The sequence below is a fragment of the Sporosarcina pasadenensis genome (assembly GCF_047228845.1).
GTDB lineage: Bacteria > Bacillota > Bacilli > Bacillales_A > Planococcaceae > Sporosarcina.
The window spans coordinates 110315-127520 of sequence record NZ_JBFEGM010000003.1 but is presented as its reverse complement, the minus strand read 5'-3'; the positions used below and the strand labels follow the sequence as shown (position 1 = coordinate 127520).

Sequence of the window (17206 nt, the reverse complement as noted above, 5' to 3'; positions counted from 1 at the left end):
GGACCTTCCGTCACAAAAAGGAGTGGACAACATGGAGAACAATGTAACATCTACGAGTACTCCGCAATTGAAGAGGACATTGAAAGCTCGCCATTTGATGATGATCTCCCTTGGAGGTTCGATTGGAACCGGGATTTTCTTAGCAAGCGGCGGGGCAATCCATACTGCAGGGCCGGGAGGGGCATTGGCGGCGTATGTCGCCGTCGGGATCATGGTTTACTTCCTGATGACGAGCCTTGCTGAAATGGCGGCTTATATGCCTGTGGCGGGATCATTTAAAGAATATGCCACCCGATTCGTCGATCCGGCATTCGGGTTTGCGATTGGCTGGAATTATTGGTACAACTGGGCGATTACGATTGCCGCGGAACTGGCGGCGGTGGTATTGATCATGAAATTCTGGTTTCCCGAGAGCCCTTCATTCTTATGGAGCGGACTTGCGCTTCTGATCATGTTCGGCTTCAACTATTTGTCCGTCAAAGGTTTTGGCGAAGCCGAATTCTGGTTTTCACTCATTAAAGTTGTGACGGTCATCATCTTCATCATTACCGGGTTTATGATGATCTTTGGCATCATGGGCGGCGAAGCGATCGGCTTTACGAACTTCACGATTGGCGATGCACCGTTCAACGGAGGGTTCTTTGCCATCCTAGGTATTTTCATGGCAGCAGGCTTTTCATTCCAAGGTACAGAATTGCTTGGAGTCGCTGCCGGTGAGAGTGAAAATCCGGAAAAGACGATTCCGAAAGCGGTGAACTCCGTATTTTGGCGCATCCTCCTTTTCTACGTCTTTGCGATTTTCGTCATCGGGATGATTATTCCGTATACGGATGCACGATTATTGAGTGAGTCGGTTTCTGTCAGTCCATTCACACTCGTTTTCGAACGGGCTGGATTCGCTTTTGCCGCTTCTGTCATGAACGCCATCATTTTGACCGCCGTCTTATCTGCGGGTAACTCGGGCATGTATGCGTCCACGCGTATGCTTTGGGATTTGGCGCGCAGTGGGAATGCACCGAAGTTCTTAGGGAAATTGGATAAGAGAGGCGTGCCGGTCAATGCGTTGATCGCCACGACATTAGTAGGCTCCCTTGCCTTCCTCTCCACTTTCTTCGGGGACGGTACGGTGTACGTCTGGTTGTTGAACGCATCGGGGATGGCTGGATTTGTTACGTGGCTTGGGATTGCCATCAGTCACTACCGTTTCAGAAGGGCCTATATTGCGCAAGGCGGTAATCTGTCGGATCTTCCTTATCGCGCAAAATGGTTCCCGTTCGGTCCATTGTTGGCCCTGGTCCTATGTATCTTCATCATTGCCGGCCAAAACTTCCAAGCCTTTACGGGCGGAGAAATCGATTGGAACGGCGCACTCGTTTCCTATATCGGTCTCCCCCTCTTCTTGATCGTTTGGCTAATTTATAAAGTGAAGTACAAAACAAAGTTGATTCCATTGAAGGACTGTGACTTTGAAAGTAAATGATATGAAATACAGCCGGATGTGAGAGGTCTCCCCTCTTCATTCGGCTGTTTTTTAATGCAAAAAATAAGCACGCCCTCTCCGATCAGAGAGAACATGCTTATTCTGTTGCGATATGTCATTCGTTTGATTGTACACCTGCATCTTTAGTGTAGTTATACTGAGAAGGATCGACAGGTGTATACCCGTTTGGCGTATAAAATCTTAATAAGTCGCCATTCACGACTTTATCGGAAAGCTCCAATTTATAATCCACTTCTTTTTTCAAAGCATTGGCACGCTCCATTTGACGCTCGTCAAGTGGTAGGCCTGTTTGATTATCATAAAACTTTTCGTTAATTGAATCGATCGTCGGGCTGATAAAATCGCCATTACGAAACGGGACAACCTCATTATGCTCTTTCGAGAATAAATCGGAACCGAATTGAACAAAGTTTTTCGTATCAATTCCAAGCAAATGCAGCAACGTCGGAAGAAGGTCTGTTTGGCCACCATACGTGTGGTTGATGCCGCCTTTCATTCCAGGAACATGTATGAATAAAGGGACGCGCTGCAAGTTCGCACTTTCATAAGGGGTAATTTCTTTTCCTAAGACTCTTGCCATCGCTCTTCTATGATTCTCGGAAATACCATAATGGTCGCCATACAGAACAATGACCGAGTTATCATATAAGCCCATTTCCTTTAAACGAGTGAAGACTTTTTCAATCGCTTCGTCTGTATACCGCGCAGTTTGGAAATAATCGTCCACACTAGCGTCCCCAGTCTGGGCTTTATCGATTGTCACTAAGTCTTGATTCATAGCATACGGATAGTGGTTTCCTACCGTAATGAATTTCGAATAGAAAGGTTGCGGCAGTGAACTCAACAGACTTTCAGATTGGTCATAGAACGGTTTATCCAACAATCCGTATTCGGCCATGTCGATTGGGGAACTTGTATCATAATAACTCGCATCGAAGAAATGGTCGAATCCAAATGCTTTGTAGACGGTATTCCGATTCCAGAAGCTGCCGTTATTACCGTGGAAGACAGCGGATGTATACCCATAATCCTTTAAGATACTTGGGGCGGCTTGGTACGTATTTTGTGCTTTCGTAATAAAAGCAGATCCTTGCGGCAGTCCAAATAGGGAGTTCTCCAACATGAATTCCGCATCGGACGTTTTGCCTTGGCCCGTTTGGTGGAAGAAGTTATCGAAATACGCTGTATTCTCATCTTTTGTTAATGAATTTAAAAACGGTGTAACTTCTTCTCCGTTCAATTTATAGTTGATCAGGAAGTTTTGGAATGATTCTAAATGCAAATAGATGACGTTCATTCCTTTGGCTACCCCAAAATAGGTCGGATTCGGTTCGGCGTAAGCAGATTGTGTATAGTTGATCACTTCTGTAAGATCACTGCTATCCGCCAACGCTCTTTGCGATGACGCTGCCGCCGTTTCCACCGAGTCATAAATCGTGTAATTATACAGCCCTAGATATTTCACAATATAGTTTCGATCAAAGCCGCGAGTTAACAGTTGCGGCCGACTCGCTTCAGCGAGTCCTAGATTGATAATGGAAATGACTAATGCGACAGCAATAATGGCGGTCGCTTTTTTAGATCCTACCCGATTTGTCTCTTTTTGTACCTTACGTGAAAATCGAAGATACATCATGACGAATACATCCACAAAGAACAAAATATCATAAGGTTTTAGCAAGGACAGAACACTGCCGCCCAAATCCCCGAAATTCTGCGTTTGCATAAGGGTAGGAATTGTAATGAAATCACTGAAAAACCGGTAATAGACGACATTCGCATATAAAAGAATCGACATGAGCGTATACATGACGACGAGCACTGTATATTTTTTCTTTCCTTTAAACAACAAAGAAATTCCTAGAAATAGCAATGCTGAACCAAGCGGATTTAGGAGTAAAAGGAATTGTTGAAGAGGTCCTTCTACCCCTAATTCAAATTGTGTGGTTTGAGTGATATATGTTTTCATCCATAACATCAATACAGCTACTGCATATATTCCTAAAAAGTTGTGTAAAAGAAAAGCTTTGACATTCCATTGTTTTCTCATGTAAACACCAACCTTTTAATTTTTTTATCTCACTTCTGATCTATGGAAAATATTGTTTTAAATTAACTTTTTTCTACAGCTAAAATATAATACTCCTCTTTAGCTTTTGCGTCAAGTTGATAAGATTTCCAAGATGAATTGAACCTACATCAAAAGCTCCAATACGTAAGCGTCTATGCGTGTAGATTGACTACTTACGGCTCGCGCTGTAAGTTTGAGTGCCAGCTTCCGATTAAATTCAAATTTTTTTGAGCCTGGAATTTTTATAAAAAAACTGAAAGGCCACGGTAAATCGTGTCCTTTCAGCTTTATTTAAAATGCAATTATTGAGTGTGCTTAATTTGTTATTGGAATTAATACCTTTTTGTTATTGAGTAAAAATTGTGTGGTAAAAGGGTCATCTCCAATTTGTCTTGCGTATCCAATGTATTTTAAGTTAAATGTAAAAACGCTCAGAAATGAGCGTTTTCAGAAAAGCATCTTACTACTCTTACTGAACTAAAGCACCCGTTAGTGAAAGTAGAAGTTTTCAGCAAAAAAAGCCCATCCATTAGGTGCACTTAATTGTCGTTATAATTCACTCGACCGATTTAGAGATTTTTCCACTGAATGTAGCTGTCCAACCATTTCCAGAAGCCATAGCTTCCGCTTGCAACAATCTTAGAGACCCTATGTACGGTTCTCCTTCAATATCCTCTTCGTAATCGTATTTTTCTTTTGTTTCTTTTATTTTCTCGAACTCTTGATAGTACACTACAACCGTTCTATCTTTATTGTTTGGGTCATCTTGGCTATGATCTGGAAAAAGAACGACCTTACCATTCTTGTATACTAAATGAAAATAATTGTCAGCTAAAGTGTCTGTAACAGAAATTACGTCTCCACTTTGGTAAATCGACTCTGAAAGGGGTGTAGTTGAGCTGTCTGTGTAAGACAACCTTTTTTCTGAAGCAAAAGCGTTCGAAAAAGCAGCAAAAACAAACCCTGCTGCAATCACTGATATAGAAATCCCCTTTTTCATTTGCATCACCTCTCTTCTTTGTAGTTAACCTATTCAACAAAAAGGACAAAACTCCTTTAATGGATTGTCATAAAAACCCTTTTTGTTCATTCAACTAATCTGCTCCGTTAGTTGAATAAGAAATGAGCCCTCAAGCAGTTCAACGAACTTAAAGTAAAGCACCCGTTAGTTAAATAAACGACAATTGCGCCTGTTTCGGAATTTAGGAAAATTCATTAACCCTATATAAGTGCATGGTACTTCAAGATTTTTCCTTCGGATTCCACGAGTAAAATAGGACCTTTCTTTTCGATAGGTGAAAAAATCTTTGCACCAACAGGTAGCTTATTTGACATTTCATTTTCAAAGTTTGTATCTGTATCATTTCTTTTTTTGATTTCCCCTACTTGCGCACCCTTTGTTAAAGTTAATTCCTCGACCCAGTCAATTCCATTAACGTAAATTAAACCCTCGAATTGAAATATATCAGCTTCAGGGTCTGATGTTAGAACTTCTTCGGCACTAGGATTTCCAGGACTATGAACTTCTAACTTACCTGTACCTGATGAACTAGAACCTGATGAACTGGAACATCCATAAGCAGTTAACATTATCAAAAAAACCAAACTTAAAAATAACCTTGGTACTCTCACGTTATCCCTCCTCGTACCATTAGACTGACTAAGGTAAAATAAGTTACTTATTTGTTCTATACACTTTTCAACTAAACTGCCCCGTTAGTTCAATAAGAAAAAAGCTTTACTCCTTCTTGAAGTAAAGCCCCCATTAAACGCACTTTATTTTAAATACATCAACTTTTTCGTATTTATCATGAGAAACAGTTTCAAGATAAGTCCATCCCCTATTTCTATAATAGTCTGATGCATCTTCTGTTCTTAAATAAAGTTCTTTAAATCCTAATTCTTTGACTACCTCTATGGTTTTGGCTACTAACTTTTGCCCTACTCCTCTACTACGATACTCAGGTTTCGTGTATAGAGATGCAAGCCAAGGTTTATACATACCCCTTGTCTTTAAATCATTTTCAAATATTGATACAGTTCCTAAGCATTCACCATTCTCTAAAGCAATGAGAGTTATCGGGAATTCATTATCCTTTGTATTTGAAAAATGTTTAACAACATCTTCAAATTTCATATCACTTCCCGTTTTTATTACAAATTCTTTAAAGATCATTTCAGAGGCTTCTACTATTTTATCAGTATGGTTTGATAAAAAATCGATTTTCATCCTAGTCACCCTTTGTCATTGCAATGTACCGATGAAATTTTCTTAACGTTCTAGAACACCTGTTAGTTTAACAAAGTTACTTACTGTCATTATGCAGTTCAAATGATTCTTCAAAGTCATCCCATTTTACATTTACTTTTATAACTTCATCTACACGTATTTTTGCCCCGCCTTTTGAACTTCCTGAAGACGAAAATGTTCGAGTGGATGGGGGGTCTGTGTACTCCTCAGTAGTTTTCCCATGACCTCTATTAGTTTCATAAGAGTATTCAAGTTTTTTTAAAGAAGACAACTCTTCTATAGAACCTTTATATTTTAAAACAAATTGATAACTATCTTCATTCGAATATGTTCTTTGCCCGTTTTTTTCTCCCCATTTTTCCGTTCCTTTATAGGAGTATTCAGCTTCCCAATGCTCACTTTCTCCACTAAATTTATAATCGTTGTACGTAGTCTCTGAACAAGCTATTAAAAGCGTTATTGCAATCAAGAAAGTAGTTATTTTCTTCACTTAACTCCCTCCCTCGAAAAAACGCATTTTAATAATAACTTATTCAACACAGTCGCAAAATAACCCTCTGTCACTTCTTGTCCCTCGCGAAGTGTTTCTAACAGGTCAATTAGCTTTCCTGTTTCGGAGTCCTAATCCCCCGTCGGTTCATCCCCACTATAGCGCTAGGGGGCCTTACCTAGCGCCAGGTGGATTTGATTTCTTCCTAAAACTATTGCCACTCCGAATTTTCCTCTTCTCTTACTGAGAAAGTACCGTTTTCCTCTTTCGCGTATACCTCAAATAATAATACAAATAACATAACCCGATAAAACCGAACCCTAAAGCAAGTGACACCCGCTGCGTCGGATCGAATGCGGCGAAGACGAATAACGATGCGCAAATAACGATACAAAGGATCGGGACGAATGGAAACAGGCGGACCCGGAATTTCAAATCTTCCGGCTTTCCTCCGTCTTTCACATACTGGTTCCGGAAACGATATTGAGAGATCGCGATGGCCATCCACGTAATCGTCCCCCCGATTCCACTGACCGATAGAAGGACGACAAAGAGTGTGGTCTCCGCAATGACACTTGTCAGCAAGGATAGAAGCGCAAATCCAAGAGTCACAAGCAGCGCATTCATCGGAACGCCCCGTTTGCTCAGCTTCCCGAACATCGGATGCGCCATCCCGTCGTTGGCCAATGAGTAAAGAATCCGCGTACAAGCGAATAGTCCGGTATTCCCGACGGATAGGATGGCCGTCAAGATGACGAAGTTCATAATATCGGCGGCGTATGGAATCCCGACGATATCAAAAACAGTTACGAACGGGCTTTCCAGCACACTCGCTTCTTTCCATGGGACGATTGCCGACAGGACAAAAATCGCTAATACGTAGAACACCAGGACACGCACAACGATGTTGCGGATGGCCTTCGGGATGTTCTTCTCCGGTTCCTCCGTTTCCCCCGCTGCCACACCCATGATTTCAGAGCCTTGGAATGCGTAAATGACAGTCATCATAACGATGAAGACCCCAGTCAGCCCTGTAGGGAAAACACCATCTCCGGTAATATTCGATAGATAAGGAGTCGGCGTCCCATCCATCGTAATCAAACCGAACATCGCACAAAAGCCGATACCGATGAACAGAATGACCGCTAAAACTTTTATGCCTGCGAACCAATATTCCGTTTCGGCGAAGCTTTTCGTGCTAAGCGAATTGATGGCGAACAGGAGAACGACGAATATTGCACACCAGATCCATATGGGGACATCGGGAAACCATCTGCCCATCAACAAGCCCGCCGCGATAAATTCAAGACCGACGTAAAGTGCCCAACTCAACCAATACACCCAACCGATGACAAATCCTGATGCAGGTCCGATAAACTTCGTCGCATGCGCCTGAAAAGAACCGGAAACCGGCATGATGACGGATAATTCCCCTAGACATACCATGGCCAAATACATGAGGAGCCCACCTACTAGATAGGCTAAAATTGTACCGATCGGCCCGGCCTCCCCAATGGCATACCCCGAACCGATAAACAGGCCGGTTCCAATGACGCCCCCAAGCGATAGCATGAATAAGTGTCTGCTCTTCATCTCCCGCCTAAGCTTTTGCGGACTCTCTTGCATCGTCTTCATCTCCATTCACCATCCTCCTCATTGACTTTGATTATTAATGAAAGCGGTTACAAAACTTCGGACTCAACTTTCTTCAATGGCAAAAATGGTGCTAGTCTTTGTTGCATGAGAAGATGGAAATGGTGGACACAGTTCTCGGTCAAAGAAAATCTGCCTTGTTTGTACACACCCGTTTCAATCCCCTTTTGGACAACTTCACAGATTTCCTTGTCTTCCCGGCGTACGTCTTGATCGACGGCCATCAGCTCTTCTTCCTCTTCCGTGATCGTATCGTTCATGAAAAAAGTCGTATAGACGTATTTCGTAGTTTTATGATCAATCGGAATCGACTGGTGAATGGATACGTTAGGTGGGCCCGGGTCGAACGAAAACCACATATTCGGATAAAGCCAGTAGTATCTCCCGCCCTGTCCCATTTCGAAATCAGCGTCTTGCCCTTTGAGAGGAGTCGCTTGATACACGTAATTGTCGTGTAGGCTCGATTCATATTGCTTCATATCCACTTTGGAAACGAGTGATTTATGGACACCTGGACAATGATCGCATTCCAAATAATTATCGATACCGATTTTCCAATTCGAATGACAGATCGTTTCTTTCACCCGCGTCTTCTTGAATTGATCCAAATTGTCTTTTTTCACATGTTCAAACAATCCGCCGAACGTCTTTGCCATTGATTCTGCATCCGGATCGAGATTCACAAAGATGAACGACTCAAAAATCTCCAATCTGACATCGTGCAAGCAAAAAGCAGATTCATCAAAGTTCTCGACACCTTGCATATTCGGAGCGCGGTTAAGCGACCCATCCAGCCGGTAAGACCAAGCATGGTACGGACAAGTGATGATACGCTTATTCCCTTCCCCTTCGACCAGCTTTGCGGCCCGGTGACTGCAGACATTATAAAAAGCGCGAATCTCCCCATCGTTGCCCAATGTCACAAAAATCGGCTTGCCTACAATTTCAGTTGTAATATAATCGCCCGTTTTTTTGAATTCGCTAACATGTCCGACGTACTGCCAGGTTTTCGCAAAGATTTCTTTTAATTCAAAGTCCAACACTTCCGGGTCCGTATACAGCCAAGATGGCAATGTATGTGCTTCACTCAATTTTTCGCTAACGCTTACTTCATTTTTCATTGATGAACCCTCCATTTCATGTAATGAACGAAATCCAATCTACTTTCCTACTAGTGTATGAACGATATTGCGTTTACAGAATCGATTCTATAGACTTGTCCCCCCACTCGTTAAAGAGATTGCGTTTGAAAGTTGCTATTATTCTTTCAATTAATATTATAGTATCACAAAGTTTACCATTTGGCTTATAATTTTTGATGTTTTATCTATTGGCGTTGATCCAGTAACAGGAGAAGAGATGACATGATGACAAGACAAGCTGACATGGCTTTAAAACAAAGAAAGAAGCTCAGGATGTACGAGAGGTATTAAGAGTACAAGTGAGCAATGGAACGTATAAAGGATAATATGGTTCTTTTTCTGTTATTGCTTCCACTCTGAGTTCCAACTAAAAAACGGTTCCAATCATCTTGTCCTGATGAATGGAACCGTTATTAAATTGCTTTTACGCACAATGCTTAATCACCATTGAGCCGCTTATTTATGACATTTTCATTTTACAGCTAAATAGGTTCTCATCCATAATGTTTTATTGATCTACGCCTTTCTATATCGTGTATCACTTATTTCCTCAACCGTTCAAGGAACAAATCGCTTGCCGACCGATTCATCTTGTTTTTAAGATAAATAACGTAAGTCTTGAAACTAGGCAACTTCGAAGAAAACTTGTGATCCAGCTCTTGCAGTCCCCCATCTTCAAGATGCGGAGCAACGAATGATTTCGGTACGAATCCAAAATAATCCCCGTTTTTTAAGTAATTCACTACGAGGGCTGTTTGATTGATCTTGAAAGCGGGAATAAAATAGGGGCCTACGATTTCATTAAACCACGTCATAAAAGGCTTACCCCAATCGATGAATAGAAAATCCCCGCCTCTTAATGAATTCAAATTAATCATCTCGAAGTCCTTTCTCCCCGCTAATACAAAATGATCTTCCTGTAACAGTTCATAATCAACCATTGGATGGCGCGGCCTCGAATAGACAATACCTATGTCAATCGTTCCATCAATGACTTTTTGTATTGTATTTTCATTTGTATGAGCCATTAAATCCAAAGCAATCTCGGGATGACTCGACTTGAAATTTAATATTTCGGTATGGAACTTGTAATTCCATATCGATGAAGGTCCCCCAATCACTAACTTATCCGTAAATCGATCTTCCAGCAGAATCGTTTCCATACTTATCTGGACTAATTCATTCATACGTTCGGCATAGGGTACAAACAACTCTCCCGCCCTTGTCAAAGTCACTTGTTTATTATTTCGCAGCAACAACTGTTTTCCGATCTGTTGTTCCAGCGTTCGTATTCTTGCTGTAATCGTCGACTGGGCAATATGAAGAATTTCCGCCACTTTCGTAAAATTACGCGTTTCATTAATAACTAAAAAAGCCCTGATCTGCTCTATATCCATTAATGATCCTCCGATCTGACAATCAATCTTTTCGATTGTAAACATTCAATAAATCAATTTTACAGATTCATAGTAGTCGTTTACGATAGAAATTGCCAGAACATTTAGCGTTAATTCATAAATTTATGATAATAGGAGGATCACTATGGGTTCAAGAATCATGCATGTAATCATTGCACATAAAATAGCTGAGAAACTGTCGATAGAAGATAAGGTTCCATTTCTGATTGGTGGTGTAGCTCCTGACGCCGTTTCAACCAAGGATACTTCCCACTTCTTTGCGGGAGACTTGAAAGACTATTCAAGATACGTTGATTATATGGCTTTCTTGGAGAAATACCAAGATGAAGCTAAAAATCTTTATGTATTGGGCTACTTTACACATTTAATAGCGGATGACATTTGGCTTAAGGGCTTTTACCTTCCATGGCTTAAGAACAGAATGGAGGCTGATCATGAATTTTTCAAACGCTATCATAATGACTTTCAGCTACTTAACGGAAAATTGTTAGAGTACTATGGGCTTAAGGATGAATTGAAAAATAGTCTGTCGCAAATTACAATCGCGCCAGATTTAGAAGAAGTAGACTCGAAGAAAGTAATGGAATTCCTGCCTTCTGTCATTGGGGATATGGAGTATGATAAAGACTACGTTTTAAACGAGAAACTTCTTGTGTTTACCTTTGATCAAATCGTCGGGTATATAGAGACGTCCGTTGATAAAGGTGTTGTAGAAATGAAGAAGTTGCGATCAATAGTACATTAACTAATGATTGTTTATTAAAATACCTGTGTGCAAGGATTATTGACAATTCATCATATGTGATAAAAATAAAAAAGTTGGAGCATTAGGCAAATCCAATCTGACCTAATCTCCAACTTTTTAACTTTTATATATTCCTAATATCCTCAATCAGTTTTTCAACATGTTCCTTTTTTGTAGCCCAGCTCGTACAAAATCTCACAACACTATGTGTATCATCGACTTTCTCCCAATAAGAAAAAGAATACTTCTTGCTAAACTCACTCAACACATCATTCTGTAAAATGGGAAACTGTTGATTCGTCTTGGAATCATATCTTAATGAAAAGCCTTTTTCAACAAACGCCTCTCGAATCATCATCGCCAAGTCCACAGCATGCTTGGAAATCTCATAGTACAAGCCATCTTCAAACAAGGTTTCAAACTGGATCCCTAATAATCTCCCCTTGGCGAGCAACCCACCTTTTTGTTTAATCATATACCGAAAGTCTTTTTTAAGATCATCATTTGTGATTACAACCGCTTCACCAAACAATGCTCCTATTTTCGTTCCGCCGATATAGAACACATCACAAAGTCTTGCAATATCACTTAGAGATAGATCGTTGTCTTTTGAAGCGAGACCATAGCCTAATCGAGCTCCATCCATAAATAATGGCAAACGACATTCTCGGCAAACTTTGCTTAATTCCTCTAATTCGGATTTACTGTAAGTCGTCCCATTCTCGGAAGGGTGAGAAATGTAAACCAAACCTGGCTGAACCATATGCTCATGAGTAGCATCATTCCAATGGGCATCAAATAATTCTTTTACTTGTTTTGCATTGATTTTTCCATCATCACTCGGCAAAGTAAGCACTTTATGTCCAGTGGCTTCAATTGCTCCCGTTTCATGTCCTGCGATATGACCCGTAATTGCAGAAACGGCTCCTTGATGCGGACGCAATATGGAAGAAATAATCGTAGTATTTGCTTGTGTTCCGCCAACTAAGAAGTGTACATCTGCATCCTCTACATCACACGCGTTTCTAATATAACCCCTGGCCCTTTCACAATATTCATCCATACCATAGCCAGGCGTCTGTTCTTCATTGGTTTCCAGTAGTCGATTCAGAATTTGTATATGAGCACCTTCTGCATAATCACTTTCAAAACGTATCATTTCTAATCCATCCACCCTTGCAGTAATTTTAAACCTATTTTGAGTATATCTTGTCCTGAAAATAAAATTAAGTATATCTTTGCCATAGAGACAAAGATATACTTAAAGTCACGCTTATACGTGTTGTATTTTCTATGGAGACGGCGGGAGTTACTGATCTAAAAACCTATTAGTGCAGGGTACCAGGTTCTGAAACAATACAACATTCAACGCCGATCACTGTTTACTTCTTCAGAAAATAACGTTAATCCTTCTTGAATTAAACCACCCGTTACTTTAAGTGCATCCTTTCACAAAGTTAGAACAGCATAGAGTTATTCTAGTTTACTAGATAATTCAAGCAATATCTCCGGCCAAAAATCTACTTTTCCAGTTGTCTTTCCAGTACGAACTATTACAACGTTATTTTTAGGACTAACATAGATAACTTGACCATATTTGCCATGTGCAAAAAAATCATAATCTCCATCTTCACGTTCGTATCCTAACCACATATATTTGTAATATCCTTGGTCGCGATTGAAAAAGTCCCAGTCGGTATAACTGTAGTAGGAGTCATTAATATTCCCTTTCTTTTTTGTGGAATCAATTACCCATTGGCTTGATATAATCTGTTCTCCGTTCCAGTTACCTTTATTCAAATACAATTTTCCAAACCTAGCAAAATCGATAGCCCTGGCGTTTATCCCACTTTCCATTTTCTCAAACCCATGTTTTCTGCTATCAATACTCCATGACGCTGAATAGCCCATTCCAACTGGTATCCATAATGTTTCTTGTAAATATTCAGAAATTGTTTTTTGAGTTGAACTTTCTAAAATTATTCCTAACAAAAGAGGATGATAATTATTGTATAGAAACTTTTCGCCTGGCCTATCGACTAATTTGGTTTCCTCTAAAGCCAGACGTCTTAGATTAGGGGAATAATATGTTTTAGCATCATCGCCAAACAATAAGCGTCCTTCAATATAACTAATACCAGAGGACATCTCTAAAAGGTGTTCAATACTAATCTCTTCGAAACCTTTATTAATCAATTCAGGTATATAATTAGTAATGGGCTCTTCAATACTCTCAATATAGCCATCCTCTATTGCTTTACCAATGAGAAATGATACAAATGACTTTGCTACAGAAAAAGACGTATTTATACACTCCCTACAAGAGTCGTTAAAGTATTTTTCGTATATTATTTTGTCATTTTTAATGATAATAAATGATGTTGTATCAGTCTCAGTAAAGAACTGTTTAGCATCGCCAATCGAATACCTTTTTTGCTTATAGTCATAGTTAATATCCATCAACAATTCATCGATATTACTTTCTTTCAAGTCATATTCGAACGTATGGCTGTCATTCGCCTTCTCAATCTGCCTAAATGCAAACTTTTGATGATCGTAAAAATCAGACTCCCCCCAGAAAGCCGCCCTACCTACATAGGTGAATGATTTATAATCAGGCATTATTAACATATAAGAAAAAAACACAAGAACTAATACTACAATTAAGATACCAATCTTTCTTTGCATAAGTTTCTCCTTAATTTCAGACTTCTAATTTATCATTCTATAGTTTATCTAACGATTTAACTTGAAGAAACGGCAGTCTTTACTATCACACCCAAAAGTTGAAGAACATTCATCAATATCAACACTCTGCAAAAGATTTACTATAGGCATCTAAAACCAAATTTATATTACGTTGCAGTCGCATGCTTATCCATTTTCATTAAGATTAGCATAAAATCCGCTTTATGTCCTCTGAATTTACAGATAATTTATAATGTACTCTTAAGGTTTTGAAACAAATCAACATTCAATGTGAAACTGAAGGCAAGTTATTAGAACATGTGTATTGGCTGTATGTTTATCATAAACTGTCCGTATACTAAAAAAGACTGAGTGCGTCGACACTCAGTTAGTGCAGCTGACATTCGTATGAAGTGCGGTTGGCCTGTAATACGAGAGTTTTTCAGAAGAGTAACTTCTCTGCTTCCTTGTCGGTGAGCGGAGGGTGGTTACTTTTTTTCTGGAAGATCCATATGAAAAAGGAAAGTAAATAGTAAACCTAAATTTGAATAACAGGAACATGGAGGTATGAAATTTGAGGATCAAAAAAATAGATCATGTGGGTATAATCGTAAATGATCTCTCTGGAGCCAAAGAGTTTTTTCTCGATTTTGGAACAACACATCATCATTGATCATTTTTTTCTCAAGAAATCTTTTTCCTCAATGAATACATACGTTTGCACGATTTGTGCCTTCATATAAGAAAGATTGGGCTTAAGTTGTTGTTCTGCAATCAGATAATGTTTAGATGTGCCCGCCGTAACAAACAAGCTAACGACTTTATCCAGAAAAGCATTCACTGGCTGGAAAGTTCATGCTTCTTTTCAATACTGTTTTCCATAATAATTATGGAGACGGTGGGAGTCGAACCCACGTCCAAAGGCTCTGCTACTTCAGCGTCTACGCGTGTAGATTCACTACTTGCGATTTGCACGCACGTTTCCATCAATCAAGGCGTCTTGAGCGCTATCCTGATCATCTCTGTCAACGGCCTCAGTAGGCGACCGTTACCGTATCCCACTAATAGGTGAGCCTAACAATTCCACATGGGCGATTGAACTGCTAGGCAGATTCATCAGCTTACGCTGCGAATGCTAGGTTGTTGTTTGTTTTGCCAGTTATTATTAACTGCCGTTTCTGACGGAGTCGAGCCTTCGACGAAATAGTGATTACTCTTAGCTAAACTCCCTTAATTTACTCTCAAACAAAATATTGAACACATCATTTTCAATAAACTTGTCAAGTAATCTAATATTTTTAAATATCTCAACAGATTCAAGATATTTTTCTTTCAGCTTGGAGTTTTCTATAATTTTTTTATCCTTTTCACTTAACTTTTCACAAATATCGGAAAAGTTTTTTTTCGATCACTTGCTTAAGTTCATCGTTTGTTAATTGAGTGAATTTAATTTTAGTATCAATTCTTGAAAATATTGGAAACCCTACTACTCCGGCAACATGCTTTTCATCAATAAAATTTGATGTTAGAATAAAAATACAATTCGAAACATCAACTTTATAATTGATATCTTCGAATTCTCCCTCGTCAAACATTTGATAAAATACATTATATAAGGCTGGTGTAGCCTTATCGAATTCATCCACTAAAATAATATTAGTCTCCCTAGCAAGAAGATCTCTTGCTAACGAAGGTTTTCCATGTTCATCCCCGAAGATATATTTATACGCTTCATCAGTTTGCATCATAGAAAATTGAATACGTGTTAACTTTCCATGATAAAACTCACTAATATTTTTTGCTAGTGCCGTTTTACCAACTCCAGATGGACCATAGTAAAGAAGTACAAGAGGTCTCTTCTCCCTCAATACCATTGATTTATACAAGCCAACACAAGTCTGCTTTTTAGCATCATCTTGCCCTATAACCTCTCCCGCATTCAAAATCCCATATAGCTTTACGATTTCCTCTGCTGAAGCCTCATAATAATTAGATGATTTATCTTCAATAACATCTTCAAATTCAACCCGAAGTGAATACTCTACTCTTTTGGGGGCATTTTGAATATAAAGATTCTCAATATCATGTCCTAATATAATAATATTAGGAAAATTAGTGATAACATGACTCGTTACTGAAGAAAAGTCATCAGCATAAATAACCACGTTCTCAATCTTTTCCTTATTATATTGTCCTACCTCTTTTGTAGCGGCCCAATCATTGGCACGTATCTTTTCATTGTATTGTCTTACTAGTTCCATAAAAGGTGTATATTCTTTAACCATCTCATTAGAGAGTAAATCATTAAAGTCTTTCTTTGACCCTTTAAAAAGAACAATTTTCTCCATTTATTTCACCCCTGCTAGGATAACATCAAACACAGGTATAACTTTATCGGAAATTTCTAGTTTTGGCTCCTCACCATGAAACCCATTGAACTCAATTTCATTCTTTTGCGCATTAAGCTCAAATTCAGTTTCGAATTTTAAATCTGCAAGCTTCGTTTCCCCAACATGGATTGAGTAAAGTGTTAGGTTCATTCTCCTTAAATCTTGTATACGATAGTTATTTTTAAACGAATCAATATTAAAGCGAAATACTCTAGTAATATCTGCTTTTTCACCAATTAATTCATAATAACCTTTGGTGCCTCTAATTCCTTCATTCATTTTTGAAACAGTCATTGTTATATTAGAGACGTCATCAATTCGTTGATGACCATCCATCATTTGAGTAATCGGTGCTATCATAGCGTAATATGTCATTGACTCTTTATCTACTGATAATTTAAACCCATCTACAATATCCAATAATGGCTTTCTTTTTCTAAATTCAACACTGTCCAAAAAATCGTAAAGTAGGGTATTTTCTATGATTGTTTTGGCGATTCTTTCCCCATGAAATCCTCCAGATGCTCCCAAGCTTGCTTGAACATTACCGGTTAGTCCTGTCGCTTTTTCAACAAGTAATTTAAGAGCGCTTTGTTTTCCTGCCTCAGCAGAAGCTTTAGCATCAGCATTTGCCCCCCCACTGACTTCATTAACGAGTTCAATTGTTCTTTTAAATACCTTTTCTCTCAATTTGAAGCAAGTCCACTGCAGAGGTCTCGTCAAAGTAGACTATTTTCTTTAGATTCTCACTCAATATCTATACACTCCCTTACCAGTTGGATTGGTATAATCTTTTCTTCGTATGTCTCCTTAAAACACATGCCCACACAAAGTGGATCCTACAGACATTCAAACAG

14 protein-coding genes, 1 other RNA gene and 1 pseudogene are annotated in these 17206 nt (G+C 39.3%); 2 read left to right on the top strand and 14 right to left on the bottom strand.

Annotation, left to right across the window (positions count from 1 at the left end; translation table 11 throughout):
* Window positions 1-31 precede the first annotated feature (31 nt).
* Window positions 32-1480: an amino acid permease gene (locus AB1K89_RS06005; protein WP_413053863.1), complete on the top strand. Its 1449-nt coding sequence runs from the start codon at window positions 32-34 to the stop codon at window positions 1478-1480.
* 115 nt (window positions 1481-1595) lie between these two features.
* Here the strand turns inward: AB1K89_RS06005 and ltaS are convergent, their stop codons facing one another.
* From ltaS to AB1K89_RS05965, 8 genes are all read right to left on the bottom strand, one after another.
* The gene (ltaS, locus tag AB1K89_RS06000) at window positions 1596-3551 is read right to left on the bottom strand and encodes a lipoteichoic acid synthase (protein ID WP_413053862.1); all 1956 of its coding nucleotides are present in this window, start codon (window positions 3549-3551) and stop codon (window positions 1596-1598) included.
* Window positions 3552-4128: 577 nt separating this feature from the next.
* Complete coding sequence (locus AB1K89_RS05995) at window positions 4129-4572, bottom strand: SH3 domain-containing protein (RefSeq protein WP_413053861.1); 444 nt, start codon at window positions 4570-4572, stop codon at window positions 4129-4131.
* 221 nt (window positions 4573-4793) lie between these two features.
* Complete coding sequence (locus tag AB1K89_RS05990; RefSeq protein ID WP_413053860.1) at window positions 4794-5204, bottom strand: hypothetical protein; 411 nt, start codon at window positions 5202-5204, stop codon at window positions 4794-4796.
* 133 nt (window positions 5205-5337) lie between these two features.
* On the bottom strand, window positions 5338-5802 hold the full coding sequence (locus AB1K89_RS05985) for a GNAT family N-acetyltransferase (RefSeq protein ID WP_413053859.1): 465 nt from the start codon (window positions 5800-5802) through the stop codon (window positions 5338-5340).
* A gap of 76 nt (window positions 5803-5878) precedes the next feature.
* Window positions 5879-6313 (bottom strand): hypothetical protein, encoded by a 435-nt coding sequence (locus AB1K89_RS05980; protein ID WP_413053858.1) that lies wholly within the window; start codon window positions 6311-6313, stop codon window positions 5879-5881.
* Between the two features lie 240 nt (window positions 6314-6553).
* Window positions 6554-7948, bottom strand: a complete 1395-nt coding sequence (locus AB1K89_RS05975; RefSeq protein ID WP_413054020.1) for an amino acid permease — start codon at window positions 7946-7948, stop codon at window positions 6554-6556.
* A gap of 47 nt (window positions 7949-7995) precedes the next feature.
* Window positions 7996-9087 carry an aromatic ring-hydroxylating oxygenase subunit alpha gene (locus tag AB1K89_RS05970; protein WP_413053857.1) on the bottom strand — a complete coding sequence of 364 codons (1092 nt, stop codon included), beginning with the start codon at window positions 9085-9087 and terminating at the stop codon, window positions 7996-7998.
* Window positions 9088-9650: 563 nt separating this feature from the next.
* Entirely contained in the window at window positions 9651-10505 is an 855-nt protein-coding gene (locus AB1K89_RS05965; RefSeq protein ID WP_413053856.1) for a LysR family transcriptional regulator, read from the bottom strand.
* Between the two features lie 145 nt (window positions 10506-10650).
* Here AB1K89_RS05965 and AB1K89_RS05960 point away from each other — a divergent pair, with 145 nt between their 5' ends.
* Window positions 10651-11271, top strand: a complete 621-nt coding sequence (locus AB1K89_RS05960) for a hydrolase (protein WP_413053855.1) — start codon at window positions 10651-10653, stop codon at window positions 11269-11271.
* Between the two features lie 124 nt (window positions 11272-11395).
* Here the strand turns inward: AB1K89_RS05960 and AB1K89_RS05955 are convergent, their stop codons facing one another.
* The 6 genes and pseudogenes from AB1K89_RS05955 to AB1K89_RS05930 all read right to left on the bottom strand — a co-directional run bounded on the left by AB1K89_RS05955 (window position 11396) and on the right by AB1K89_RS05930 (window position 17039).
* Window positions 11396-12430, bottom strand: coding sequence for a threonine aldolase family protein (locus tag AB1K89_RS05955; protein ID WP_413053854.1), 1035 nt, complete (start codon window positions 12428-12430; stop codon window positions 11396-11398).
* A gap of 314 nt (window positions 12431-12744) precedes the next feature.
* Window positions 12745-13959: a serine hydrolase domain-containing protein gene (locus tag AB1K89_RS05950; RefSeq protein WP_413053853.1), complete on the bottom strand. Its 1215-nt coding sequence runs from the start codon at window positions 13957-13959 to the stop codon at window positions 12745-12747.
* A 650-nt stretch (window positions 13960-14609) separates the two neighbouring features.
* Window positions 14610-14803, bottom strand: a pseudogene (locus tag AB1K89_RS05945) (NADPH-dependent FMN reductase); the annotation flags it as partial.
* A 43-nt stretch (window positions 14804-14846) separates the two neighbouring features.
* Window positions 14847-15189: a transfer-messenger RNA gene (ssrA, locus tag AB1K89_RS05940) on the bottom strand.
* A gap of 149 nt (window positions 15190-15338) precedes the next feature.
* A complete protein-coding gene (locus AB1K89_RS05935) occupies window positions 15339-16307 on the bottom strand; it encodes an AAA family ATPase (RefSeq protein WP_413053852.1) in 969 nt (322 codons plus the stop codon).
* Entirely contained in the window at window positions 16308-17039 is a 732-nt protein-coding gene (locus tag AB1K89_RS05930) for a DUF6414 family protein (RefSeq protein ID WP_413053851.1), read from the bottom strand.
* Window positions 17040-17206 lie beyond the last annotated feature (167 nt).

What these genes read in the sequence shown, in the direction of transcription:
- AB1K89_RS06005 (WP_413053863.1), top strand. Translation starts at nt 32, where the DNA reads ATGGAGAACAATGTAACATCTACGAGTACTCCGCAATTGAAGAGGACA.
- ltaS (WP_413053862.1), bottom strand. Translation starts at nt 3,551, where the DNA reads ATGAGAAAACAATGGAATGTCAAAGCTTTTCTTTTACACAACTTTTTA.
- AB1K89_RS05995 (WP_413053861.1), bottom strand. Translation starts at nt 4,572, where the DNA reads ATGAAAAAGGGGATTTCTATATCAGTGATTGCAGCAGGGTTTGTTTTT.
- AB1K89_RS05985 (WP_413053859.1), bottom strand. Translation starts at nt 5,802, where the DNA reads ATGAAAATCGATTTTTTATCAAACCATACTGATAAAATAGTAGAAGCC.
- AB1K89_RS05975 (WP_413054020.1), bottom strand. Translation starts at nt 7,948, where the DNA reads ATGAAGACGATGCAAGAGAGTCCGCAAAAGCTTAGGCGGGAGATGAAG.
- AB1K89_RS05970 (WP_413053857.1), bottom strand. Translation starts at nt 9,087, where the DNA reads ATGAAAAATGAAGTAAGCGTTAGCGAAAAATTGAGTGAAGCACATACA.
- AB1K89_RS05965 (WP_413053856.1), bottom strand. Translation starts at nt 10,505, where the DNA reads ATGGATATAGAGCAGATCAGGGCTTTTTTAGTTATTAATGAAACGCGT.
- AB1K89_RS05960 (WP_413053855.1), top strand. Translation starts at nt 10,651, where the DNA reads ATGGGTTCAAGAATCATGCATGTAATCATTGCACATAAAATAGCTGAG.
- AB1K89_RS05955 (WP_413053854.1), bottom strand. Translation starts at nt 12,430, where the DNA reads ATGATACGTTTTGAAAGTGATTATGCAGAAGGTGCTCATATACAAATT.
- AB1K89_RS05950 (WP_413053853.1), bottom strand. Translation starts at nt 13,959, where the DNA reads ATGCAAAGAAAGATTGGTATCTTAATTGTAGTATTAGTTCTTGTGTTT.
- AB1K89_RS05935 (WP_413053852.1), bottom strand. Translation starts at nt 16,307, where the DNA reads ATGGAGAAAATTGTTCTTTTTAAAGGGTCAAAGAAAGACTTTAATGAT.